The organism is Paenibacillus sp. ALE3, assembly GCF_054113405.1.
This window is the reverse complement of sequence record NZ_CM134214.1, coordinates 2244961-2267097: the sequence shown is the minus strand read 5'-3', so window position 1 is coordinate 2267097 and position 22137 is coordinate 2244961. Positions and strand designations below refer to the sequence as shown.

At 44.9% G+C, this 22137-nt stretch carries 23 protein-coding genes; 14 read left to right on the top strand and 9 right to left on the bottom strand.

From position 1 onward, the window contains the following. The first annotated feature begins 83 nt into the window (after nt 1-83). Genes ACXHJ2_RS10210 through ACXHJ2_RS10190 form a run of 5 tightly spaced genes read left to right on the top strand, consistent with a single transcriptional unit; the run spans nt 84 to nt 4371 of the window. Entirely contained in the window at nt 84-791 is a 708-nt protein-coding gene (locus ACXHJ2_RS10210; RefSeq protein WP_025678415.1) for a lantibiotic protection ABC transporter ATP-binding protein, read from the top strand. A gap of 1 nt (nt 792) precedes the next feature. Further along, nucleotides 793-1524, top strand: coding sequence for a lantibiotic immunity ABC transporter MutE/EpiE family permease subunit (locus tag ACXHJ2_RS10205; RefSeq protein WP_013371338.1), 732 nt, complete (start codon nt 793-795; stop codon nt 1522-1524). Nucleotide 1525: 1 nt separating this feature from the next. Then, the gene (locus ACXHJ2_RS10200) at nt 1526-2284 is read left to right on the top strand and encodes a lantibiotic immunity ABC transporter MutG family permease subunit (RefSeq protein WP_165080616.1); all 759 of its coding nucleotides are present in this window, start codon (nt 1526-1528) and stop codon (nt 2282-2284) included. A gap of 36 nt (nt 2285-2320) precedes the next feature. Then, the gene (locus tag ACXHJ2_RS10195) at nt 2321-2980 is read left to right on the top strand and encodes a response regulator transcription factor (RefSeq protein WP_013371340.1); all 660 of its coding nucleotides are present in this window, start codon (nt 2321-2323) and stop codon (nt 2978-2980) included. After that, the gene (locus ACXHJ2_RS10190) at nt 2971-4371 is read left to right on the top strand and encodes a HAMP domain-containing sensor histidine kinase (RefSeq protein WP_165080618.1); all 1401 of its coding nucleotides are present in this window, start codon (nt 2971-2973) and stop codon (nt 4369-4371) included. The genes ACXHJ2_RS10195 and ACXHJ2_RS10190 overlap by 10 nt, the downstream gene beginning before the upstream one ends. A gap of 61 nt (nt 4372-4432) precedes the next feature. Here the strand turns inward: ACXHJ2_RS10190 and ACXHJ2_RS10185 are convergent, their stop codons facing one another. Then, on the bottom strand, nt 4433-6472 hold the full coding sequence (locus ACXHJ2_RS10185) for a fibronectin type III domain-containing protein (protein ID WP_165080620.1): 2040 nt from the start codon (nt 6470-6472) through the stop codon (nt 4433-4435). 414 nt (nt 6473-6886) lie between these two features. Between ACXHJ2_RS10185 and ACXHJ2_RS10180 the strand changes: the two genes are divergently transcribed. Continuing rightward, nucleotides 6887-7216: a DUF3817 domain-containing protein gene (locus ACXHJ2_RS10180; protein WP_064964129.1), complete on the top strand. Its 330-nt coding sequence runs from the start codon at nt 6887-6889 to the stop codon at nt 7214-7216. Between the two features lie 126 nt (nt 7217-7342). Here ACXHJ2_RS10180 and ACXHJ2_RS10175 read toward each other — a convergent pair whose 3' ends face one another. From ACXHJ2_RS10175 to ACXHJ2_RS10165, 3 genes are all read right to left on the bottom strand, one after another. Then, a complete protein-coding gene (locus ACXHJ2_RS10175) occupies nt 7343-7549 on the bottom strand; it encodes a hypothetical protein (protein WP_013371344.1) in 207 nt (68 codons plus the stop codon). A 37-nt stretch (nt 7550-7586) separates the two neighbouring features. After that, nucleotides 7587-7838, bottom strand: coding sequence for a YolD-like family protein (locus tag ACXHJ2_RS10170; RefSeq protein WP_025364962.1), 252 nt, complete (start codon nt 7836-7838; stop codon nt 7587-7589). A gap of 196 nt (nt 7839-8034) precedes the next feature. Then, a complete protein-coding gene (locus ACXHJ2_RS10165; RefSeq protein ID WP_165080622.1) occupies nt 8035-8604 on the bottom strand; it encodes a TetR/AcrR family transcriptional regulator in 570 nt (189 codons plus the stop codon). A 137-nt stretch (nt 8605-8741) separates the two neighbouring features. On the opposite strand from ACXHJ2_RS10165, the gene ACXHJ2_RS10160 reads away from it, so the two are divergent. From ACXHJ2_RS10160 to ACXHJ2_RS10130, 7 genes are all read left to right on the top strand, one after another. Beyond that, entirely contained in the window at nt 8742-10205 is a 1464-nt protein-coding gene (locus ACXHJ2_RS10160) for a DHA2 family efflux MFS transporter permease subunit (protein WP_064964240.1), read from the top strand. A gap of 203 nt (nt 10206-10408) precedes the next feature. Next, complete coding sequence (gene nikA, locus ACXHJ2_RS10155) at nt 10409-11944, top strand: nickel ABC transporter substrate-binding protein (RefSeq protein ID WP_165080624.1); 1536 nt, start codon at nt 10409-10411, stop codon at nt 11942-11944. A gap of 1 nt (nt 11945) precedes the next feature. After that, nucleotides 11946-12890, top strand: coding sequence for a nickel ABC transporter permease (gene nikB, locus ACXHJ2_RS10150; RefSeq protein WP_165080626.1), 945 nt, complete (start codon nt 11946-11948; stop codon nt 12888-12890). After that, nucleotides 12887-13741, top strand: a complete 855-nt coding sequence (nikC, locus tag ACXHJ2_RS10145; RefSeq protein WP_165080628.1) for a nickel transporter permease — start codon at nt 12887-12889, stop codon at nt 13739-13741. Before nikB ends, nikC begins: the two co-directional genes overlap by 4 nt. A 5-nt stretch (nt 13742-13746) precedes the next feature. After that, entirely contained in the window at nt 13747-14583 is an 837-nt protein-coding gene (locus ACXHJ2_RS10140) for an ATP-binding cassette domain-containing protein (protein WP_165080630.1), read from the top strand. Then, on the top strand, nt 14576-15418 hold the full coding sequence (locus tag ACXHJ2_RS10135; RefSeq protein WP_137078583.1) for an ABC transporter ATP-binding protein: 843 nt from the start codon (nt 14576-14578) through the stop codon (nt 15416-15418). The genes ACXHJ2_RS10140 and ACXHJ2_RS10135 overlap by 8 nt, the downstream gene beginning before the upstream one ends. After that, nucleotides 15385-16695 carry an MATE family efflux transporter gene (locus ACXHJ2_RS10130; protein WP_165080632.1) on the top strand — a complete coding sequence of 437 codons (1311 nt, stop codon included), beginning with the start codon at nt 15385-15387 and terminating at the stop codon, nt 16693-16695. The genes ACXHJ2_RS10135 and ACXHJ2_RS10130 overlap by 34 nt, the downstream gene beginning before the upstream one ends. A gap of 121 nt (nt 16696-16816) precedes the next feature. Here ACXHJ2_RS10130 and katA read toward each other — a convergent pair whose 3' ends face one another. From katA to ACXHJ2_RS10105, 5 genes are all read right to left on the bottom strand, one after another. After that, nucleotides 16817-18274, bottom strand: a complete 1458-nt coding sequence (gene katA / locus ACXHJ2_RS10125; RefSeq protein ID WP_165080634.1) for a catalase KatA — start codon at nt 18272-18274, stop codon at nt 16817-16819. A gap of 286 nt (nt 18275-18560) precedes the next feature. Next, entirely contained in the window at nt 18561-19163 is a 603-nt protein-coding gene (cysC, locus tag ACXHJ2_RS10120) for an adenylyl-sulfate kinase (RefSeq protein WP_165080636.1), read from the bottom strand. Between the two features lie 49 nt (nt 19164-19212). Further along, complete coding sequence (locus tag ACXHJ2_RS10115) at nt 19213-20112, bottom strand: TIGR02452 family protein (RefSeq protein ID WP_165080638.1); 900 nt, start codon at nt 20110-20112, stop codon at nt 19213-19215. A 5-nt stretch (nt 20113-20117) separates the two neighbouring features. Next, the gene (locus ACXHJ2_RS10110; protein WP_013371357.1) at nt 20118-20600 is read right to left on the bottom strand and encodes an NADAR family protein; all 483 of its coding nucleotides are present in this window, start codon (nt 20598-20600) and stop codon (nt 20118-20120) included. 31 nt (nt 20601-20631) lie between these two features. Then, nucleotides 20632-21537 carry an NUDIX hydrolase gene (locus ACXHJ2_RS10105; RefSeq protein ID WP_058830842.1) on the bottom strand — a complete coding sequence of 302 codons (906 nt, stop codon included), beginning with the start codon at nt 21535-21537 and terminating at the stop codon, nt 20632-20634. A gap of 295 nt (nt 21538-21832) precedes the next feature. Here ACXHJ2_RS10105 and ACXHJ2_RS10100 point away from each other — a divergent pair, with 295 nt between their 5' ends. Beyond that, nucleotides 21833-22135 carry a hypothetical protein gene (locus ACXHJ2_RS10100; RefSeq protein WP_043885972.1) on the top strand — a complete coding sequence of 101 codons (303 nt, stop codon included), beginning with the start codon at nt 21833-21835 and terminating at the stop codon, nt 22133-22135. Nucleotides 22136-22137: the final 2 nt, after the last annotated feature.

Sequence of the window (22137 nt, the reverse complement as noted above, 5' to 3'; positions counted from 1 at the left end):
AACATTAATATTTCAATCCTTATAAAGTTCTTAGAATTGATCTGTAAAGTAGTTGTCAGAACGAATGAAAAGGATGAACTGATATGGATAATATTATTTTACAGACTAAAAATCTCTGCAAAACCTTTGGACGACAGCAGGCAGTGAACAACGTCGCGTTGTCTATTCAGGAGAATTCCGTGTATGGATTGCTCGGGCCAAATGGGGCAGGAAAATCAACTACCTTAAAAATGCTAACCGGTATGCTACGCCCGACAGCCGGTGAAATTTTATTTCAAGGGAAACCTTGGTCCCGAAAAGATCTTGCTCAGATCGGCGCACTGATCGAAGCTCCTCCACTCTATGAGAATTTGACAGCTAGAGAGAACCTGAAGGTTCGCACAACGTTGCTTGGACTACCTGATTCGCGGATTGATGAAGTGCTGAGCATTGTTGATTTGACCCATACCGGGAAAAAGCGCTCCGGCCAGTTCTCAATGGGTATGAAACAGCGGCTGGGCATTGCGATTGCTCTCCTCAATCATCCCAAGCTATTGATCTTAGATGAGCCAACCAATGGACTAGACCCCATTGGTATTCAGGAGCAACGTGAGCTAATTCGCTCCTTCCCGAAGCAAGGAATTACTGTAATTCTTTCTAGTCATATCCTATCCGAAGTCGAACAAATCGTTGACCATGTCGGTATCATTGCCGGCGGCGTATTAGCTTATCAAGAGGCGGTCACTCCAGGGCAAAACCTGGAATCATTGTTCATGCAGATTGCACAGGAATACCGAAAGGGAGGTGAGTAGGATGCAGCAATACATAGCCGCTGAACATCTAAAGTTAAGGCGCACCTTCACGAAAAAGTTGGTCTGGCTTGCCCCCATCGTTACTCTTACTCTGTGTACCGTGCTCATGGGGGGACGTATGCTCCAAAGCGCCAGCTACAATTGGTGGTATTTCATGCTGCTACCAGGTGCCCTCACCTTAATGTGCTCAGGAGTGATCCAAAAGGATGGCAAGAAGCTGAAATACCGTGCTGTCCTTGGCATATCTGTAGATTTGGCTCGGATATGGTACGGTAAAATCGGGGTTTGCGTAAGGCTCTTAATGGTTTCCTCTATTATCCTATTTATAGGGATAACTCTTGGCGGATTCGTATTCTCAACTTCCGTGACACTAGCAGAAAGCGTCGCTGCAACTCTGCTACTCTTCATCACCTTTTTGTGGCAAGTTCCACTTTGCCTGTTCCTAACGGATCGAATAGGCATGTTTGCCACCCTAATCATCAACATGCTGGGCAACGTAGCCTGCACCGTCTTGTTCGCTACGTCTTCTGTATGGTGGGCGGTACCCTATGCTATTCCAGCGCGATTGATGTGCGCCGTCATTCAAGTGCTGCCTAATGGGCTTTCCGTTCCTTCAGGAGATCCACTTTTGGATAGAGGCATAATTGTTCCCGGCCTGTTGATCACAGTATGTCTATTCATGATTCTGTCAGTGCTGACGGCCATGTCTTTCCGTAAACGGGAGGCTAAGTAAGATGATATCTTTCTTCCGCAATCTGAAATCTGATGTGCTCAAACTTAGAAGGCAGCCCTTATTGCTGGTGCAGCTGCTTGTGCCACTCTTAGGCATAGCAATCTTTCTTGCCTATTATTCCTTCACTCCATACTCATCGATTTCGAAGATAGACGGCTATTTGCAGGTCCTGGCTGTGACTCTTCCTACCATGATTGGTATTGTATGCTCCATTGCTGTTGAGCAGGAGTCAGTCGCTGGAAATTTTCAACACCTCTTGACCTCGCCGGTGAAGCTGTTACCTTTTTTGAGCAAGCTTAGCCTGCTTCTGTGCTTGGGATTTGGTAGTGTGCTGCTTGCCTCAGGCGGCTTTGGAGCTGGCTATATATATCTGTTGAAAGAGTCCCCGTATGGCTTGAAGTTTTATGTGTTGGGTGCCTGCATTCTGTTTATGTCGAGTTTATTCCTTTATATTCTACATTTTTTCGTTAGTTTGCGATTCGGTAAAGGAGCTTCTATCGGTCTGGGCATCATGGAGAGTCTATTGTCCGCTTTGCTTCTAACTGGGCTGGGTGATCATAATTGGATATTCATCCCCTCTGCTTGGGCTGCCCGCTTCATCACGATCTGGGTGCAATACGGCGTAAGCTCAGCAGATTCTATCCCTGAAACTATACAGCTTGATTTGGGAATCAAATATTGCGTAGTAGGGACCTTAGTCATCATGGTATTATTAGGGTTATGGATTTGTCGTTGGGAAGGACAAAATTCATCCGAGTAAAGATTAGAGAAAGAAAGCAAGGGAAGTGAATAAAGCATGGCAAACTTGTTGGCCGTTGATGATGAACCCGCCGTTTTGGCACTACTTCAAAATATTTTGCAGAAAGATGGCCATGTTGTCACGGTAGTCTCCACCTCCCCACAGGTTCTCACCATGCAGCTTGGAGCCTTTGACCTCATCCTGCTGGACGTGATGATGCCGAACATGGACGGATTCACACTCTGTCGGGAAATTCGCAGCAAGGTAGACTGTCCGATCCTGTTCCTTACAGCAAAATCCATGGAGAACGATGTAATGTTGGGCCTTGGGGAAGGAGCCGACGATTATATTGTCAAGCCGTTTGGGGCTGGAGAGCTGCGCGCTCGAATCAACGCTCATCTCAGACGAGAGAATCGTGAAAGGCGTAATGTATTCTGCATCGGGGAAGTTCATTTCAATCTATCGGGTAAGGAAATCACCGTTCAAAATGTTGTAATCCCGTTTACCAAAAGTGAATATGAGATATGTAAGTTTCTAGCTCTGAACTGGGGTCAAGTGTTCTCTAAAGAGCAGATTTACGAAGCCGTCTTCGGCTTTGATGGAGACAGCGACTCCGCCACCATCGTGGAGCATATCAAAAATATCCGAGCCAAGCTTGGCAAAGTAGAGGTTTCGCCAGTGGAGACAGTTTGGGGGATCGGGTACCGATGGAAGTAGCCAAAATACAGCAAGCACATAAAACAACCAAACTGCGAACCATTTTTCTGGGTTATTTAGTTATGTTCTGTATCGGGACGATTGCGCTAGCGCTGTTCCTGGTCCTCATCTTCTATATCCTGATGTCTTGTGGAACCATTCTTCCCGCGAACTATGCTGAGAATCAGGTACGGGAGGATAAGGCAATCATTGAAGCTGGCAAGACCCTACAGCCGGATTCTCGGCAGAAACTATATAGATACGCGTCATTCACTTCGGAAGGCCGCCACATTGAGGGAAATCTTTCTGAAAAGCAGGCTCAAGCCGCTTGGAGTGTTACGCAGCAGAGCAATACTGCCTATCAATTTCCCTATAACTATGTAAAAGTTTCACATAATAATGAAGTTACTGTGATGCGCTACTCTGTCTCGGCACAGTTTGAACTTCCTATTCTACGTCAATATCTGCCGAACGCGGAATTGTCCTTTTTTGCCGTGTTTTGTATCGCCTTCCTGGGGGGAGGAGCCCTACTCGCTTCCTCCTTCGGACGAAAGCTGACGCGCAAAATGAGTGGATTGCAGCAGGCTACAAAGCAAATTCAAGCACAGGACCTGGACTTCTCAATTCAGCTCAGTGGTGTGATGGAGATCGATCGGGTGCTCCATTCTATGGATAAAATGAAAGAAACGTTAAAGACTTCGCTTCAGAAACAATGGAATCTCGAAAAATCCCGTCGTGAGCAAATATCCGCCCTGGCACACGATGTCAAAACACCACTCACTATCGTTCGCGGAAACGTAGAGTTGCTGTCCGAAACCGATCAATCGGAGGAGCAAAAAAACTATACCGATTATATAGCGGAGAGCACCAGGCAAATGGAGCAGTATATTAAGACTCTTATTGAAATTTCAAAAGCGGAAACAGTAGCCACCCTGCAGGCGGAAACGATAGATACTGACTTCTATCTAACTAAGATAAAAGATCAGGTAATGGCTCTGGCCGCTGTCAGAAAAATATCTGTCGTATTTGCTACATACAACCTCCCTAGTACGTTGTATGTAGACCCAGTTCTGCTTGAGCGAGCCATCATGAATGTTGCTTCTAATGCGGTAGAGCAAGCGCCGGAATATAGCGAAATTCGGCTGACTGCGGAGTCTGCCGAAGAGTGTATTCGTTTAAGCATCGTAGACGAAGGCCCAGGCTTCTCTCCTGAAGGCCTCAAACAGGCAGCGGAGCAATTTTATATGGGCGACTCGTCCAGAAGATTAACTGGACATTACGGCATGGGTCTGTATATAACAAAATCCATTGTGAACCTACATGGCGGACAGCTGCTCATCACCAACTCCACCCAGACAGGCGGCGGACAGGTAAGCATTGAGATACCAATCCGTGTATCATCGACATCATGATAAACTCCTAACAAAAAGAGTTCTAAAGTTTTTTACTTTAGAACTCTTTTTGTTAGAGTATTTATTTGGTAATCGTAATTTGTTTGGATACACTATTATAGTTTACCTGATAACCCGAAAGCTCGCTGATGACTCGTAATGGAACCAGCGTATAGCCGTTAACAATAACCGGAGCAGTGATGTTCGTCGAATAATTTCGGGAGTTGTTTAACTCATATACAGCAAGGGTGGAATTCTTGACTTGAAGTACTATTTGTTTGCCGTCTGTAGGACGATTCAGAATGATCTTTTTAGTCCCTTTTTCATAGTTTACATCGTAACCCACCCGCTCACTGATAAAGCGTAACGGGACCATCGTTACCCCATTTATAATTTTTGGCGCCTGAGCTATCGTTGTAGCCCGACCATCAACATAAGCTGTTTTAGCTCCTGGTGTCAGGGTGAACGATGTTGTATATGAAGCAACCGCATTGTTCGTGTAACTCGTCGTAGTGCCGGAAGTCGTTGTAGTTGAACTCGTCCCGGACGATGAACTACTGGTGCCTAATGCCCTATTGCGAATAGCCTCCAGTCGATCTAGCAGATCGCTTTTACGTGTACCAGTTGGCAGATCACTTATCGCATCTCTGGCAGAACGCCAGTCGGACGCATTTAGACTGTTCTCCGCAATCCGCATTAAATCTCTCGCTTTCTCATAGTTCGATGAACTAGAGGACGAAGAATAGTAACCATCCGAATTTGTGCGTTCGGATATCTTTACACCACTAGATTCCCTTCCACTACTATTTACGGTTATGACTTTAATCTCATACCAGCGTCCTTCTCGTAAATCCGTTATTTTATAGGATTCTGAGGTTGTATTTCCCTTATAATCACCATCAACATAGATTTTTACCCTCTCTGCTCGACTCGGCATATCATAGGTGATTTTGATCCAGGTGTCGCTTTTGCTATCGACTTCAAGATTAGACACTTCTGACGAATTGGAAGATGTACTGTCCGTTGTGGCAGTCAGCTTCACACCGGAGGATAACGCACCTGTGCTCCGCTTGGATTTTATCGTGAACGTGTATGTCTGGCTTGCCGAAAGATTGTTAAATGTATAGGATGATCCTGTTGAATCAGTTACCAGTTGTCCATCCTTATATAGACTGACTGTACTAATTCCGCTAGGTTTTGTCCAAGAAACAGTAACACTATAGTTATTAACTGATGTCACTGAAGCACCTGTCACCTCGGGCACGATATCGGTAGAGACTGAAGACGTTGTAACCGGAATACTAACTCCTTGAGATAAGTTTCCGGATTTGTCTATCGTTTTGACCGTTACATTGTAGGCAGTAGCAGCATTTAACACATTAAACGTGTAAGACGTGCCTGTGGTTTTCTGAATTTCTGTACCATTTAAATAAATAATCGCTTGGCTTAAGTCAGCATCCTTAGGCAGTATGTAATTGATGGTAAATCCATTATATCCTATATTCGTTGCTGTCAGCCCGCTCACTTCTCCTGGGGGTGTCTTGTCTATAGGGGCGTCAGTGGAGGCTGTTTTTACAGTTATTGGCTTACCTTGAGATTCGTTGCCACTCTTATTCACCGTTTTCACGAGAAAGGTATATGTCGTATTCGGCTGTAAACCACTCATCATATAAGAGTTACTTCGAATGTTATCAACATATACATCGTTAGTGACATTAACCACTTTTACGTGGTCAAAATTGATGTCCGATGGATTAGTCCAGGACAAGTTTACTTTTGTTGTTTCTGTAGGGATCGCTGTCAGATTGCTTATCTCTGCTGGCGCAATATTCGCAGTAACCAATTGGGTCGACATTAATTTCATCACTTGGTTAATATTAGGCTTCTGACCGGTTAATGTAGTCAATTTCGTGCTAGAAGTGATCGGTATTTGGCGTCCTTGAACGGTCGCTAATTTGGTATGTGATTGTGGTATGTTCAAACCTGTCAGATTTGAGTTATGCCTTTCAGTCGGCAACGCGCTAGCCACTGCATCGGGTCCCAAAATGCCATACCCCGTATTCAAAATCAGCGTAGCCGTTGCGAACGGAGCCATCCATTGACGCAAACGTTTTTTATTCATGTTTTATGCTCTCCTTGATACCAGTATTGAAATTTTATGTTGTCAAAATAAATAAGTAAACTCACAAATCCTTCTGCTGTAATCCAGCTTTTAAAATATATACCATAACGTACAGACGTTCATTTAACTGTTATCGGAATTTCCATACCAAATGTTTAGACCTGACACTAGCATTCTTTAGTAATTGGGTACATGTTAACCTCGAAATGTCCATATACACAAAGCCTTCGAGCTTGGCTAACTAGACATTTTTTTCTTGCGCTAAGCCATACAAAGCAAACCTTGTTACCCTAGTCTCAGAGGAAATATTAAAAGCTAGCTGTAAATATTCGATATATCGTAACTTTCTACCGTTTAATAACATTGCATTATAGGATATATTAAATTTTAAGTAATAGAAAAAGGAGGTGTATTATGTTCAAAAATGCTTTTAAGACGTTTGGTGCCATTGGTAATATTGAAGCGATTTCTTATCTGCTGCTTGTGTGTATTGCCATGCCACTTAAATACGCAGCTGGAATGCCGCAAATGGTAAGCTGGGTGGGAATGATCCATGGGGTACTGTTTGTGGCTTATGTGGTTGCCACTATTGTCATGCTGATTTTGCGTAAAATTACGCTACTGCAAGGGCTTGCAGCCTTAATTGCCTCGCTGTTGCCGTTCGGCCCCTTCATTTTCGATCGTAAGGTGCTTAAGAAAGCCGAAGCCCGTGCCAGTCATGCCAGCCCGATCAAAGCTACATAAACCCATACCAGGCCTAGGTCAACGCAGCAATGCGGTGTTCTCCTTACCACTTATACAGCAGAATATAAAAAAACAACCGATGGCTGTAAACCACTCGGTTGTTTTTTTATTCACAAATAATAATTATTAGTTCCTGGCATTTTCCAAAAATTCATAATAGCCATCATTTGACGGATCATCCTGGCTGTTACGTTTGAGATATCCTACTGTAGCTAGATAAGCAAAAAGTCCGAACATAGCAGCAGAAACAGCTATATATACTTTAAAACCGAAAATTATTGAAAAGATGATCATAAAAATACCGATTGTAAGGGAGACGCCTAACTTTGACATTCTTTCATCCCTTTCTGTTATATTTATGTAATCACAACTAATCTCTCGGGTAATTTACACTCATGATATCCATAAAAGGAACTTTATCCGTTTCTCCATTACTCTCTACATGAACCTTGCCTGTTCTCGGGTCCATTTTAACGATTTGTCCGCGGGTTGCTTCTTCGCGCCCCCATACTGTCAATACAACTTCGGATTGCTCTTGTTGTGCTTCTACAAGCTGATTCCCGATTTCCTCCAGTACAAATTCATCCCGAGTAGGCCGTTTGGGTACCTTCGCTTTTGCCACTTGCTATCACTCTTCCTTTCGCGCAAAATCAAATTCATTCCATTTTACCATACTTTTCATCATTTGGTGCTGGTAATGTGAGTAAAATTACGTCCCAGGATGCACCAAAAAGCCGAGTTCTCAAAAATGAAAACATCGACTCTCTAAAGTCGCTTGTTAGAGCTCATTAGGGGCGCATGAAAACCGACCAACTAAGTCATTTGACCAACTGTGGAATGTAATCCACGATATTATAAATAGGAGCACTGCTCTGTTGTGTAACCGCTAAAATTAATGCCCCTTCGAGCATCGAGATGATCAGTACCGCCAGACTGTGTGCCTTTTCCTCGTCCAAGCCCGATTCCTGAAGGCGTTCCATATAGATGTGCTGCCAATCTGTAAACGTATTCACACAGGCATGACGTAGTGATTCACTAATACAGGAAGTTTCCGCGGCAGCCCAGAAGCCAATCGGCATGAAGCTGTCAAAGCCAAGACGGTCAGCCTCCTCAGCTGTATGACGAATAAAATCCTGAATGGCTACTACAGGATTTTCGTTTCCACTCAGTGCCTGTTTTAATTTTTGCTTAATAAACTCATTCCCTCTTCTTATGCACTCCAAAGCCAACTCTTCTTTACCATGTGGAAAATAATAATAAAGTGATCCCTTCGGTGATCCACTCTCCGCAAGAATCTGATTCAGTCCGGTAGCATGATACCCCTGGTAAAAAAAGAGCCTCGACGCCGTTTGTACGATATTCTCATATGATTCGGGTTTAGCAGCCATATACAGCATCCTTTATTATATAATATTTGAAACTTTTACTTTGACAAAAAAATAATAGCATGTTTATTATATATAGACCGATCGTTATAATTCAATACCCATTAATTTATTGGAGGAACAAAAACAACATGAGTACAATGAGTCAAACAAGCTCACCCTCTGAACCCAAAACGTTCAAGGTGCTACCTATTATGATTGCCCTGCTCCTTAGTGGCTTTATTGGGATGTTCAGTGAAACGGCACTTAACATTGCGTTGAATGATTTGATGCAGATTTTGCATATTACAACTGCAACAGCTCAATGGCTGACTACCGCTTATCTGCTGACACTTGGTATTTTGGTGCCTGTATCGGGATTGCTGCTTCAAACCTTTACCACAAGACAGCTGTTTGTGACATCGTTGCTATTTTCAATAGCTGGTTGTCTCGTTGCAGCGCTTGCCCCTACCTTTTCAGTGTTATTGATCGCACGCATTTTGCAGGCTATGGGTACAGCGCTGTTATTGCCGTTGATGTTTAACACGATCTTAATTATCTTCCCAGCTGAAAAGAGAGGCGCGGCTATGGGAATCATCGGATTGGTTATTATGTTTGCACCTGCGGTAGGACCTACCATTGCAGGACTGGTACTTCAGAATTTATCTTGGCACTGGATCTTCTGGATCTCTCTTCCTTTCTTGGTCCTATCGCTGATCTGCGGTATTTTGTTTATGCAGAACGTCTCAGAACCGACCAAGCCCAAGATTGATCTTTTATCTATTATCCTGTCTTCCATTGGCTTCGGCGGTGTCGTGTTTGGTTTCAGTAAATCTGGTGAAGGTGGCGAAGGCTGGACCAGCCTGGTTGTTTTGCTTCCTGTGATCATCGGCGTGATATCGTTGATTCTGTTCTCTGTACGACAGTTGAAAATGAAAGCACCTATGCTGAATTTGCGTGTATTTAAATATCCAATGTTTGTGATCGGCGTTATCATGGTGTTCTTATGTATGATGACGATCCTTTCTACGATGCTGATTCTTCCACTCTTTTTGCAAAAAGGGCTGGCCTTGTCCGCTCTAACAGCAGGTTTGGTGCTTCTGCCAGGTGGGATTATCAACGGTCTCTTGTCGCCTATTATGGGCTCCTTATTCGATAAATTCGGTCCCAAATGGCTTGTGATTCCAGGACTTGTGATCGTGGCCGCTGTGTTGTTTTTCCTGTCCGGCATTACAACGACATCCACGCTCGTACTCATTATTGTGCTGCATAGCTGCTTGATGATCGGTATTTCTATGATTATGATGCCAGCCCAAACTAACGGTCTAAACCAGCTCCCTATGGATCTATACCCAGATGGAACGGCTATTATGAGTACGCTCCAGCAAGTCGCTGGTGCAATCGGTACTGCCGTAGCGGTAAGTATTCTCTCCAAAGGCATGGACAGCTATTTGAGCCAATCCAGCATGCCTCAATCCGTAAATGAAATGGCTAATGCCATGGTAATCGGATCTCAGAATTCATTTTTCTTTGCAATGGTCATCAGCGTGATCGGTCTGATCCTTGCGTTTTTCATCCGCAGAGTTCATGTTGAACATGGCACTGCTAAAGCACCCATGCACTAATTAATTATTATTTTCATTCCAAATGTAATACCTGAATAAACCTAAAGGCTGCTAACCATCTCATTTATGGTTAAGCAGCCTTTTTTTACGAATCTAGATAGGTATTCATATAATTACATATTTACAAATCCTCCTCATTTGGTTACGATATGACTCACGGAGTAAAGCGTAAAAATTACGATTACTATTAAGGAGGTTCCCTGTTGTTTAAACGTTCATATTTCAAACTATTTATCCCTGCGGTCATGGCGGTGATGATGACAGCCTGTGCTACATCTCCATCATCTTCATCCACATCCTCTACGGCACCACAAGATAAAAGTGTCACCTTATTGTTCAACGTGCAAAGCCCTTCTATTGATCCTCATGCAGATATCAATTACACAGCCGTTCGTGCTGGAGTAAATGAAACACTGATCAAAGTGAATAAGGATCTCAAGCTGGAAGCTTGGCTTGCAGAAAAATGGAACAGTAAGGACGGGCAGCACTGGACCTTTAGCATCCGACCAGGCGTGAAATTCCATAGCGGTAAAGCCGTAGATGCCGCAGCTGTCAAAGCCTCTTTGGAAAGAGCACTAAAGCTCAATCCATCGGTTAAAAATGCGCTACATATCCGTGATATTCATGCAGAAGGGCAGATCTTGAGCATTACGACGGACAAGCCCTTCCCGGAATTTGTATCTGAGCTGGTTCATCCGAATACCGCAATTATGGACACCACAGCCGCAGGTGGCTTCCCATCAGGAACGGGGCCGTTCAAAGTTGTCAGTTTCCGTGCCGGAAGTGAACTGAATCTGGATCGCAACGAGGACTATTGGAACGGTGAAGTAAAATTGAAACATGCCAAATTCATGTTTAACGAAGATGCCAATGCACGTCAACTTGCTTTTCAAGCTAAGACGGCCGATATTGTGTATCGTCCGCCCGTTGAAAGTCTGGAGCTCTTGAAAGCTGATTCTACCGTTAAAGTTGACTCACTTCCTAGCCTGCGGACGCACCAAATTATTTACAATATGAACAATCATGATCTGAAAAAAACAGCTGTGCGCAAAGCATTCGATAATTTGATCAACCGGGATGAGATTGCAAGCGGTATTATGTCTGGTCAGGGAACCCCTGCTCAAGGTCCGTTCTTGCCGGACTTTCCTTTTTCACCGGAATATATTACGAAAAAGTTTGATTTGAATGCAGCACGAGAAGGCTTCAAAGAAGCTGGATATACAGTGCAGAACGGAAAAGTTACGAATTCTGACGGGTCCTCCCTTCATCTTACATTGTTAACCTACCAGTCGAGAGCGGAGCTTCCACTCATTTCACAGCTGATTCAGGCTAACGCTAAGGAGCTTGGCATCACGATTGATATCCGTCAGGTTGATAATATTGATGAATATCTGGCCGCTCATCAGGATTGGGATTTGGCGACTTACAGTAACATTACAGCTCCGCGCGGCGATGCAAGCTATTTCCTGAATGCGGCCTATATGCCGGAGGGAGCATTGAATTACGGTCGTGTGCATGTACCAGAACTCGCGAGTATGATTACGCAGCTGAACACAACCGTGAATGAGGAGCAACGCAACAAGCTAGCGCTGCAGGCTGTCACGCTGATTGATCAAGAAAATCTGCAATCCTTTCTAGTTCATCCAAACAACGTAGTGGCCTATCGTAATTACGTACATAACTGGGTAACCAGCCAAAGTGAATACTATCTGTTGACCCAGGACTTGGATGTGAACTAGCATGCTTCAATCTATTGCCAAAAAGTTTCTGACGCTTATATTGTTCTTTCTTATTCTTTCCTTTGTGAGCTTCTGTCTGCTTAAGCTTGTTCCGGGCGATCCCGTTCGGAGCATTCTCCGAGTAGATGATGTAGCTGTATCCAATCAGCAAATTGCGGATATGCGCAGCCAACTGGGGCTGGATCAACCATTACTTGTGCAATATGGTAAGTGGTTGGTTCAGTTGCTACAGTTGGATTTTGGACAATCTTATCTAACCCATCGTCCAGTCTTGACAGAGTTTATAGAAAAGCTGCCTTATACACTCCTCCTGACTGGAGGCTCTCTGTTCATTATGCTGCTGATAGCTCTCCCGTTGGGCACAATGTCTGCACTGTACCGTAACCGCTGGATTGACAGTGCCAGTCGTGTGTTTGCCTTAATTGGCTCCTCAATTCCCAGCTTTTGGTTGGGGCTTTTGTTTATCGAATGGTTTGCAGTTAAATTGCGTATTTTGCCGTCTATGGGGGATGGAACCGTTTTTCATTTAGTCCTCCCTTCTCTTACCCTCGGATTGGCAATGGCGGCTGTTTATGTACGAATGATTCGCGCAAGTCTGATTGAAAGCTCGGGACAGGATTTTATCAAAGCGGCTCAAGCCCGTGGAATCAGTCCGGTTCGCATTTTTTTCAGACACATGTTCCGTCACAGCTTAATTCCACTTATTACAGTATTCAGTGAGAGCATAGGCAGCCTACTGGGAGGTACGGTGGTAATCGAAGTGCTGTTCGCCTATCCGGGGCTTGGCAAATGGATTGTGGATGCAATTGCCGCGAGGGACTATCCCATTATACAGGGCTATACAATTTTTATGGCCATATTCATTATATGTCTCAATATCTTGGTAGAGCTGTCCTATCGTTGGGTCAATCCTGAAATTGCTTTGAAGGAGAAACGTTTATCATGATAAAATCCGTACATGCGGAAAACAGGCAGTTCACCAGGGCACGATTGTCCAAAGCATGGATCGGATCACTCTTCATCCTGTTCATTCTTACAGCCATTACAGTCATACCCTTCCTAGCTCCACAAGATCCGTATCATATCCAGATGGGGAGTCGACTTCAACCGATCAGTGCAATGCACTGGCTGGGAACCGATCATTTGGGTAGAGATGTGCTATCGAGGGTCATAGCAGGACTACGGACGACAGTCGGAACCAGTTTGTTGATTTTGATCGTTTCACTGGTTGTCGGGGTACCCCTCGGTCTGCTGTCAGGATTTATTGGAGGCTGGATGGATCGTGTATTCCAACGTGTGGTCGATGCCTTCATGACTTTGCCTGATTATATTTTTGCCATTGTACTAAGCGGCCTGCTCGGACCAGGCTTAGGGAATCTTATATTTGCGGTGTCTGCAGTAAAATGGGTTGGTTATGCCCGACTGGTGCGCAGTACCGTTCTGGCTGAAAAGCAAAAGGATTACATTTCGTTATCCATACTCGCGGGTACCTCCTCCCTGCGAATTGTCATGCGGCATATTCTGCCCCATGCCATTGGGAATGTACTGGTACTGGCTACGCTGGATATCGGCAAAATCATTTTAATGATCGCCTCTCTATCTTTTTTGGGCTTAGGTCCTCAGCCGCCCATTCCCGAATGGGGCACGATGTTGAATGAAGGGCGTGCATATTTTCAAATGGCCCCTCATTTAATGCTGGGTCCCGGCATAGCTGTCGTGCTCACGGTACTATTAGCGAATGTGTTTGGAGACGAGCTACGCGACCGTTATGATGTTAAAACCCGGTCAGAGGAGTGAACTACATGCTGACTATTGAAGGCTTAACGATTCGGACAAAAGCAAAAACGATTGTAGAACAACTGGAGCTTGCCATTCGTCCGAGAGAATGGTGTGCTCTGGCAGGAGAAAGCGGAAGCGGCAAAAGCATGACTGCGTTCGCTATTGGCGGTCTCCTCCCCGCTTCTGTTAGCGCTGAAGGAATCATAATGTGGAATGATGAGAATTTGCTTGCCCTACCCGCTAAACAAAGACGTTCCTTGCTTGGTAGTGAAATATCTTACGTTTTTCAAGACTATCACGGGGCTTTTACCCCTTTTTTGCGTGTGGGCAGCCAACTCGATGAGCTGATGCGTGCTCACGGCAAGCAAGACCGTAAAGCGCGTAAGCAGCGCTGTATCGAGGTGCTTGAGCACGTACAGCTTCCCGCCGAGCGTGTGTACCGCAGCTATCCATTCGAGCTCAGCGGCGGTCAATTGCAGCGAGCAGCTATTGCAGCTGCACTGCTTCTAGAGCCAAAGCTGCTCATTGCCGATGAGCCAACAACTGCGCTGGATACGCTCACTGCACACCGAGTACTCCAGCTCATTGACCAAATCCGGATGGAAACGGGGATTTCCGTCATGTGGATCACTCACGATCTACGGCATGTACGGAAGTATGCGGATCGAGTTGCAGTAATGCGTACAGGTGTTTTGCTTGAAGCTGGTCAAACGCAAGCGGTGCTGGACCATCCAGCCCATCCATATACGCGTCGCTTACTGGCGGCTATTCCGCCGCTGTCTCCAGACGCTCCTTCACGTTTGCCATGCAACAGCACCGATGAACAGCTTGCACCGGAAAGGAGCATATTACATGAATAATCAAGCCGCCTGCGCTCAGTGGCAAGACAGCCCTCATCCTGTTGTTACCGTCTCCGGTTTGACGAAGGCTTACGCTGGGGGCAAAACTGTACTGCACGATGTTGCTCTGTCGGTCTCACCCGGAGAATGTCTGGGTGTTGTCGGAGAAAGCGGCAGTGGGAAAAGCACACTTGCTCGCTGTATTTTGACATTGGACACGTTTGATCAAGGTGAGCTTAAACTGGATGGACAGTCCATTCGAGGATTAAAGCGAAGTGAATTAAAACGGATTCGCAGCAGACTGGGGGCGGTATTTCAACATCCATCCGCAGCTTTGAACCCCAGACTAACCATTTTGCAATCCCTGCTGGAGCCATTGGATCAGCTCAAATGCTATGTTCCTTCCTTTATGGCGGGGATGCCCTCTGGACGTTGGAATATAGCAGAACAACTGCTAGGTATGGTAAAGCTTCCGGCAAGCTACCTGGATAAGTTTCCACATCAGCTCAGCGGTGGGGAAAAGCAGCGCGTAACCATTGCACGCGCCATTAGTACAGAACCGGAATTTATCGTATTGGACGAGCCGACTGCAAGTTTGGATGTGACCACACAAGCCACCGTTTTAAATCTGCTCAAGGATTTGCAGGATGAGTTTGGACTGGCTTATCTGTTTATCTCGCATGATCTGGCGGCTGTGCACTTTATGAGTGATCGAATCATGGTTATGAAAGAAGGCCGTGTGCTTGAGCATTTTTCCAAGGAAGCATTATTTCATTCGGATCGGCATCCCTATACACAATCATTACTGGAGGTTTTTTCAACATGCTGCCTTCCCACCGAGCCTATCTTGCTTTAGCAATCCCTTTAATTATTTCGACGATTACTACCCCGCTACTCGGTGCGGTGGATACAGCAGTAATCGGTCATTTGGGCCAGTCTGCCTATTTAGGCGGCGTGGCAGTCGGTACTCTGATTTTCAATACTTTATATTGGCTGTTTGGCTTTCTGCGAGTCAGTACGTCAGCTTTCACAGCACAAGCCGCAGGTGCACAAAATAACGACCAAGGCATAGCTGCTCTCATGCGCCCACTGGCTATAGCTCTACTCATCAGTGCAGTATTTATTGTCTTGCAAAAGCCCATCCTGCTAGCTTCTCTCCAGCTTATCCGTCCAGCTCAGGATGTGGCAGAGCAAGCTGCAATTTATTTTAACATCCGCATTTGGGGAGCACCCCTTACATTGGTGAACTATGTGCTGCTCGGATGGCTGATGGGATTGTCCCGCGTGAAAGCTACATTATTTTTACAAATATCAATGAATGTAATCAATATGCTTTTAGCTCTTGTATTTACACAGATCATGCATTGGAATGTCACCGGGGTCGCAAGCGCTACTCTGATTGCAGAAGCTCTTGCATGTGTATTGGGTCTTGCACTGGTGTTCCGTTCACCGATTTGGAGAGAATGGAAGCGCAGTGGACAGAGGAATTGGCGAGAATGGTTCGGTGCCTCAGAGTTGAAAAGTGTCATGGCGACGAACCTTGATCTCATGATTCGTACAGCCTGCCTGTTGACGATGTTTAATCTGTTTACGGCGCGCAGTGCGAGCTTTGGCACCGATCAGTTGGCGGCAAATGCTATTTTGTTGCAGATCCATTACATTATGGCTTACTTTTTTGATGGATTCGCCAACGCCAGTAGCATCATGACGGGTCAGGCTCGTGGTGCCGGAGATCGTAAAATGCTGCAAAGAGTTATTCATTTGTCCTGGTTTTGGACACTGGTTACCGGTGTAGTGACGGGAGGATTGTACCTTGCACTGAAAGAGCCGCTGATCTCGCTATTTACGGGGAACGCTACAGTGATTAGCCTGACAACTCCTTACAATGGGTGGCTGGTGGTCTTTCCCCTAGCAGCCGGGCTGGGACTGGTATTCTATGGTGTATTTACAGGGATGACGGTAACGTATCCGATCCGTAATTCGATGCTGATTTCACTGGTCTGCTTTTTGATCGCTCTCTTCTGGTGCGTTCCCCATTTTGGGAATCATGGACTTTGGTTATCCTTTATCATCTTTGCCCTGGGACGGTCACTGTTTCTGGTGATCTATTTGCCTCGGTTGAAGAGGATTTAGCAGCACCTGCTTTACATCGATCTCAAAAACAAAGGATGTCCCATCCACCATGTACGTGGTGTGGGGACATCCTTTTATTATTTATTCATACGGTTCTTAGGATAGGAGTTTACCAATCCTTCTACTCGCCTTGTGGAACGGTCAAGCCTAGACCATCCGCTACACGACGTCCGTATTCAGGATCAGCTTTATAGAAATGGCCGATCTGACGCAGTTTGATTTCATCACTTTCTACAGGCTTCATCGCATTTACGATGTTTCGGACCAGGCGTGAGCGCTCCTCTTCACTGAGCAAGCGGTACAGGTCCCCTGGTTGTGTGTAGTGATCGTGATGATCATAGGCTACACTTTGTGCCTCGCCAGACACTTCAAAAGGAGCAATTTTGTGAGCTGGTGATTCTTTCGGTCCACCGAGACTATTAGGCTCATAATAGACAGATCCCCCGCCATTACTGTCACTGCGCAATGCACCATCGCGTTGGTAGTTGTGTACTTCCGCATGCGGCCGATTGATTGGCAACGCATTATGGTTTGCGCCTACACGGTAGCGATGTGCATCACCATAGGCAAACAAGCGTCCTTGCAGCATCTTATCCGGGGATGCCTCAATACCTGGAACAAATGAACCTGGCGAGAATGTCACCTGCTCTACCTCAGCAAAGTAGTTCTCAGGATTGCGATTCAGCACCATGCGCCCTACCTCGATCAGAGGGTAATCCTTTTGAGACCATACTTTGGTCACATCAAATGGATCAAAACGGTACGTATCCGCATCTTCTATGGGCATAATCTGCACATAAAGTTTCCATGCCGGGAAATCGCCCTTTTTAATCGCATTAAACAAATCTTGTATATGATAATCCGGGTTTTCACCGGCAATTTTCGCAGCTAAATCCACATCGAGATTTTGTATGCCTTGTTCTGTTTTAAAATGATATTTCACCCATACGGCCTGCCCCTCGGCGTTCACCCACTTGAACGTGTGGCTGCCAAAACCATGCATATGTCGAAGTGTAGCCGGAATACCGCGATCAGACATGAGAATACTTACCTGATGCAGCGATTCAGGAGACAAGGACCAGAAATCCCAGACCGCATTCGGGTTTTTTAAATGCGTTTGAGGATGACGTTTTTGCGTATGAATAAAGTCAGGAAATTTAATGGCATCCCGAATAAAAAAGACAGGTGTATTATTGCCCACGAGATCATAGTTTCCTTCTTCTGTATAAAACTTTACCGCAAATCCACGTGGATCGCGTACAGTATCGGACGAGCCTAACTCACCTGCCACAGTAGAAAAACGGATAAACATCGGTGTACGCTTACCCACTTCGGACAAAAAGCTTGCTTTTGTATATGAAGACAAATCATTAGTGACTTCAAAATATCCGTGTGCCCCCGCACCTTTAGCATGAACAACCCGTTCCGGCACACGCTCCCGGTTAAAATGCGCCAATTTTTCCAGCAGATGCACATCCTGAATTAATACAGGCCCCCGTGAGCCTGCTGTAATCGAATTCTGATTATCTCCAACAGGAGCGCCCCAGCTTGTAGTCAGGTTCGTTGGTTGGTTACTCATAATTGAAATCACCTCTTGATTGAATTGGTTGACCATGTGCTTTTCACTATAAATTGTGCACAAACAAAAATCAATACTTTTTTATAATTATTATAATCTAGGATTTAGAATTAGTTTAAATTAAAAAAGAAAAAGCAAGCCCCTTAAGGCTTGCCGTAATACGTGCTGTATTTATTTACAATAAAATGACTTCAATTTTTTACGTTCTGTAATAATTACATTGATCACTTTTTAGGTTTTGTTATGGAGACTTTTAGACAATATTCATATGGAATTCATCATAAAATCATAATAGCAGCTGCTTTCTATCGAGAAAGTCCAGAATATCCTGTACCGACTGACTTACGTCCCGGCCTTCAGTAGATACGATTAAATCAGGTTCCAACGGTACTTCATATGGAGCATCAATCCCTGTAAAATGTTGAATTTCTCCAGCTCTTGCTTTCTTGTACATGGCTTTTGGATCACGACGCTCGCATTCCTCTAGACTGCATTGGATATAAATCTCGTAGCAGCCTTCCTGTTGTAAAATGTCCTTTACCATTTCACGATCCTCACGATAAGGCGAAATGGTAGCGCAAATCGTTAGAACCCCCGCATGTGCCATTAGCTTGGACACTTCCGCTATACGACGAATATTTTCTTTGCGGTCAGCGGGTAGGAAACCCAAATTGCGATTCAAACCATGCCGAACATTATCCCCATCCAAAATAAACGTACGTATCCCTCGTGCATATAACGCTTTTTCGAGTGTGGAGGATACCGTTGACTTTCCCGAGCCAGACAGCCCCGTAAACCAAAGCACCGGACTCTTATGTCCGTTCAGAAGCTGTCGAGCTTGCTTATCCACTTCTGATACATGCCAGGTAATGTTGGAAGATGGGTTCATTCAGCACTCTCCTATTTCATCAGTATTAATGGTTAATATGTCTCTGATATCAGGATAGAGCATTTTTAAAACTGTTTAAAGTACGCTGCTCTGTTTTGTGGTCCAATACCGCAAACACAATCTGTTCAAACAGCAGTCCATATCCTTCAGCTACAAGTACTTGCTTAAACCAGTCGGCAACCTCTTCCGGCTTATTGCGGAATACCCCACAACCATAAGCACCAAGCACAAGATGTTCTACACCATTTTGCATGGCCATTCCCAAAATATAACGGATACGCTCCAACATGACTTCTCCAATCCGATTGACCTGCTCTGGCTCCCGTTCACGCACGACTCCAGCATTCACAGCAGGCGCGGTCAGGAAATCGACTAAATACGGATTTTCCAGCAATGTTCCCTGATCATCCCGAAAAACAGGAACTTGGGGAGAATAAATCATATAATCTGAATAAAAACAGCTCCGCAGCTTCCGATTATGTTGATACATTTCCTCCATTTGTGAAATGCAAGGATACAGCGCTGATGAACGAGCTAAGCTTTCCTCTTGAGCCTGACTGCCTCCGAGGAATCCACCTCCTGGGTTTTTGGCTGATGCAAAATTCAAACATGCTACGTGTTCCCGCTTCTCCTCGATCTGGAGTCTATGTGCGGCCTGCAACGTACTTTCTCCCGTAACTTCTATCTTTCCAATGATCGCCTGTTCGCCTACATCGGAAGAAGCTCCCCATATACTTTTTATTCTTTGCTCTGCCTCTTGCTTTATGGCTACCAGTTGAGAAGGTCTATATAGCTTCGAGCCTGTGACCGCATTTTCTACCTCTTTTGCTATATTTACTTGTACCTGTTTGGTATTCGTATAATGCCCATTTTCCAAAATGGACAGTGTTTCATGCGCCATATATGATCGAACATCCCGATTACTCCGGGAATTCATTGTGTTTTTCATGGTGACTAATCCTCCTTTTGCAATAGATCCTCACGTAAATTCGTCAATATTTCCCCCAGCCAGTTCGTACCCCGCCATAGCTTCCGGTGCCGTATACGAGCATCATTTTCAGCTAAGCCTACACCCCAAATGGTGTCCGTCGGACTAGCCTCAACCAGAGTAGTTCCCTTCGTTTTAAGCAGGTGCTTGAGCAAATTCTGATTTTGGGTGAACTTGGCATAATTTCCGTCATACACGATTTGCTGGCAATTTGCTTCCCACAAGGATTGGTCAAATCCGCGCACACTGCGACCACGGGCTTTTTGCTCCCTTGGGGTGGGGGCTTGCATAATTTTCAGGGCTGCCTCTTCGTCTCCAAAAAGCTGCGCTTTTTTTAGCATCATATATTGCTCGGCACAGTTAAACTCCAACCCATCCACGACAAATTCACATGGGTACCATTGCGAAAATGGCGAATGACTGCGATAAAAAAATGTAAACTTTTCCATTTAATATTCCTCACTTCTTCTTTCTTTTATGCTATATAAAACGTGACCGTGGCTTAAATCGGTATAATTTGGACGGACGATGCCCAGCCGCCTTCCTGTACTCATTGGTTTCTTCCACGAGATCTGCTATTTTGCGACGAAAAGCTGCGGCCAACAGCTCCTTACCTAAAATAATTTCATACACCTGCTGAAGTTCACTCAGTGTAAACAGAGCTGGCATCAGGTGAAACGCAATATCTGTATATTCAATTTTGCTGCGCAAACGCTCAATACCATACGCAATAATTTTGGCATGATCAAAAGCAATTCCCTGTGACTCCAGCACTTCTCGCTTGATTTCTATGGTTTTCCCCTTAAGAATTTCAGTTACTTTCACTTTGGCTGACAGGAGGATGTCCGCATGCTTCAATGTAATGTCAATGTTTTGCTCCCATGTATAACCTTCCGGTTGATTCGTCCGCGTCTCCTGAGCCACACTGTAATCCAGTTCAAACCATTGAGCATCTGCGGCATCATCCCCTGCCTGTACCTCCAAGGATTCATGATCAACTAACGCCATATAAGCGCAGCTGATCACCCGCATACGCGGATCACGTGCCACATCTCCCCAAGTATACAGCTGCTCCATATAAATCTGATCTACATTGGTTTCGGTTTTAAGCTCGCGTCGTGCAGCTTCTTCGAGGCTTTCATTCATGTCTACAAAACCGCCAGGCAACGCCCATTGTCCTATAAAGGGGTGCTCTCCTCTTTGGATCAATAGAAGCTGAAGTGTCTTCTCCGGTAGCTTACGGTAATTTTGCTGGAGCTGATCCATTACAGTAAATAGCAGCATATCTACCGTTACGGATGGGCGTTCATATTGATTCGCATCATAAAGGGCCAGAAACTGCTCTTCCGTCAAGCCACTGTGATTGTGTTTCAATTTATCTTTCATTTGTGTCACCTACCTGCTCATATTTGGGGCATCCTCGCTTTTGCTTCACAAGCAAGCAACGAATGCTTTATGTAAATTTTAATTTGAATCAATTGATAAAAACAAAATGTTAATATCAATACAATAATATATAAATAATGCTTCGTCAATAGGGTGTATAGACCTATTTTTGATCATATGATAGTACTATTAGACTGTTTACTGAATTTTGCTTGTTGCTTATTGTCATATCATGTATGATGTTTTGGTCAATATAGGAAACACAACATACTAAACACGTAGGGAGAAGATTCAATTGTCTAACCAGTTTAATCCGCAACACAATCAACAAGGAGCACCATCCAGACCAGCCCCTGTTTACCCGCCACCTGTTTCATTCAAGGAGTGGATGATCAGTTTACTCCTGATGGCTATACCGGTAGTTGGGCTTGTTATGCTGTTTGTGTGGGCTTTTAGCGGCTCGACGAATCCGAGCAAAGCGAACTACGCTAAGGCAGGTCTTCTTTGGGCTGCTATTGTAATTGTGATCTATATCATTATGGCTGTTGCTCTATTGCCTGCTATTATAAGCTCATTGAACTCCAGCAGCTACTATTGATT

Excerpts from the sequence above, each read along its gene's own strand:
- ACXHJ2_RS10210 (WP_025678415.1), top strand. The coding sequence starts at position 84 with ATGGATAATATTATTTTACAGACTAAAAATCTCTGCAAAACCTTTGGA.
- ACXHJ2_RS10205 (WP_013371338.1), top strand. The coding sequence starts at position 793 with ATGCAGCAATACATAGCCGCTGAACATCTAAAGTTAAGGCGCACCTTC.
- ACXHJ2_RS10200 (WP_165080616.1), top strand. The coding sequence starts at position 1,526 with ATGATATCTTTCTTCCGCAATCTGAAATCTGATGTGCTCAAACTTAGA.
- ACXHJ2_RS10195 (WP_013371340.1), top strand. The coding sequence starts at position 2,321 with ATGGCAAACTTGTTGGCCGTTGATGATGAACCCGCCGTTTTGGCACTA.
- ACXHJ2_RS10190 (WP_165080618.1), top strand. The coding sequence starts at position 2,971 with ATGGAAGTAGCCAAAATACAGCAAGCACATAAAACAACCAAACTGCGA.
- ACXHJ2_RS10185 (WP_165080620.1), bottom strand. The coding sequence starts at position 6,472 with ATGAATAAAAAACGTTTGCGTCAATGGATGGCTCCGTTCGCAACGGCT.
- ACXHJ2_RS10180 (WP_064964129.1), top strand. The coding sequence starts at position 6,887 with ATGTTCAAAAATGCTTTTAAGACGTTTGGTGCCATTGGTAATATTGAA.
- ACXHJ2_RS10175 (WP_013371344.1), bottom strand. The coding sequence starts at position 7,549 with ATGTCAAAGTTAGGCGTCTCCCTTACAATCGGTATTTTTATGATCATC.
- ACXHJ2_RS10165 (WP_165080622.1), bottom strand. The coding sequence starts at position 8,604 with ATGGCTGCTAAACCCGAATCATATGAGAATATCGTACAAACGGCGTCG.
- ACXHJ2_RS10160 (WP_064964240.1), top strand. The coding sequence starts at position 8,742 with ATGAGTCAAACAAGCTCACCCTCTGAACCCAAAACGTTCAAGGTGCTA.
- nikB (WP_165080626.1), top strand. The coding sequence starts at position 11,946 with ATGCTTCAATCTATTGCCAAAAAGTTTCTGACGCTTATATTGTTCTTT.
- nikC (WP_165080628.1), top strand. The coding sequence starts at position 12,887 with ATGATAAAATCCGTACATGCGGAAAACAGGCAGTTCACCAGGGCACGA.
- ACXHJ2_RS10140 (WP_165080630.1), top strand. The coding sequence starts at position 13,747 with ATGCTGACTATTGAAGGCTTAACGATTCGGACAAAAGCAAAAACGATT.
- ACXHJ2_RS10135 (WP_137078583.1), top strand. The coding sequence starts at position 14,576 with ATGAATAATCAAGCCGCCTGCGCTCAGTGGCAAGACAGCCCTCATCCT.
- ACXHJ2_RS10130 (WP_165080632.1), top strand. The coding sequence starts at position 15,385 with ATGCTGCCTTCCCACCGAGCCTATCTTGCTTTAGCAATCCCTTTAATT.
- katA (WP_165080634.1), bottom strand. The coding sequence starts at position 18,274 with ATGAGTAACCAACCAACGAACCTGACTACAAGCTGGGGCGCTCCTGTT.
- cysC (WP_165080636.1), bottom strand. The coding sequence starts at position 19,163 with ATGAACCCATCTTCCAACATTACCTGGCATGTATCAGAAGTGGATAAG.
- ACXHJ2_RS10115 (WP_165080638.1), bottom strand. The coding sequence starts at position 20,112 with ATGAAAAACACAATGAATTCCCGGAGTAATCGGGATGTTCGATCATAT.
- ACXHJ2_RS10110 (WP_013371357.1), bottom strand. The coding sequence starts at position 20,600 with ATGGAAAAGTTTACATTTTTTTATCGCAGTCATTCGCCATTTTCGCAA.
- ACXHJ2_RS10105 (WP_058830842.1), bottom strand. The coding sequence starts at position 21,537 with ATGAAAGATAAATTGAAACACAATCACAGTGGCTTGACGGAAGAGCAG.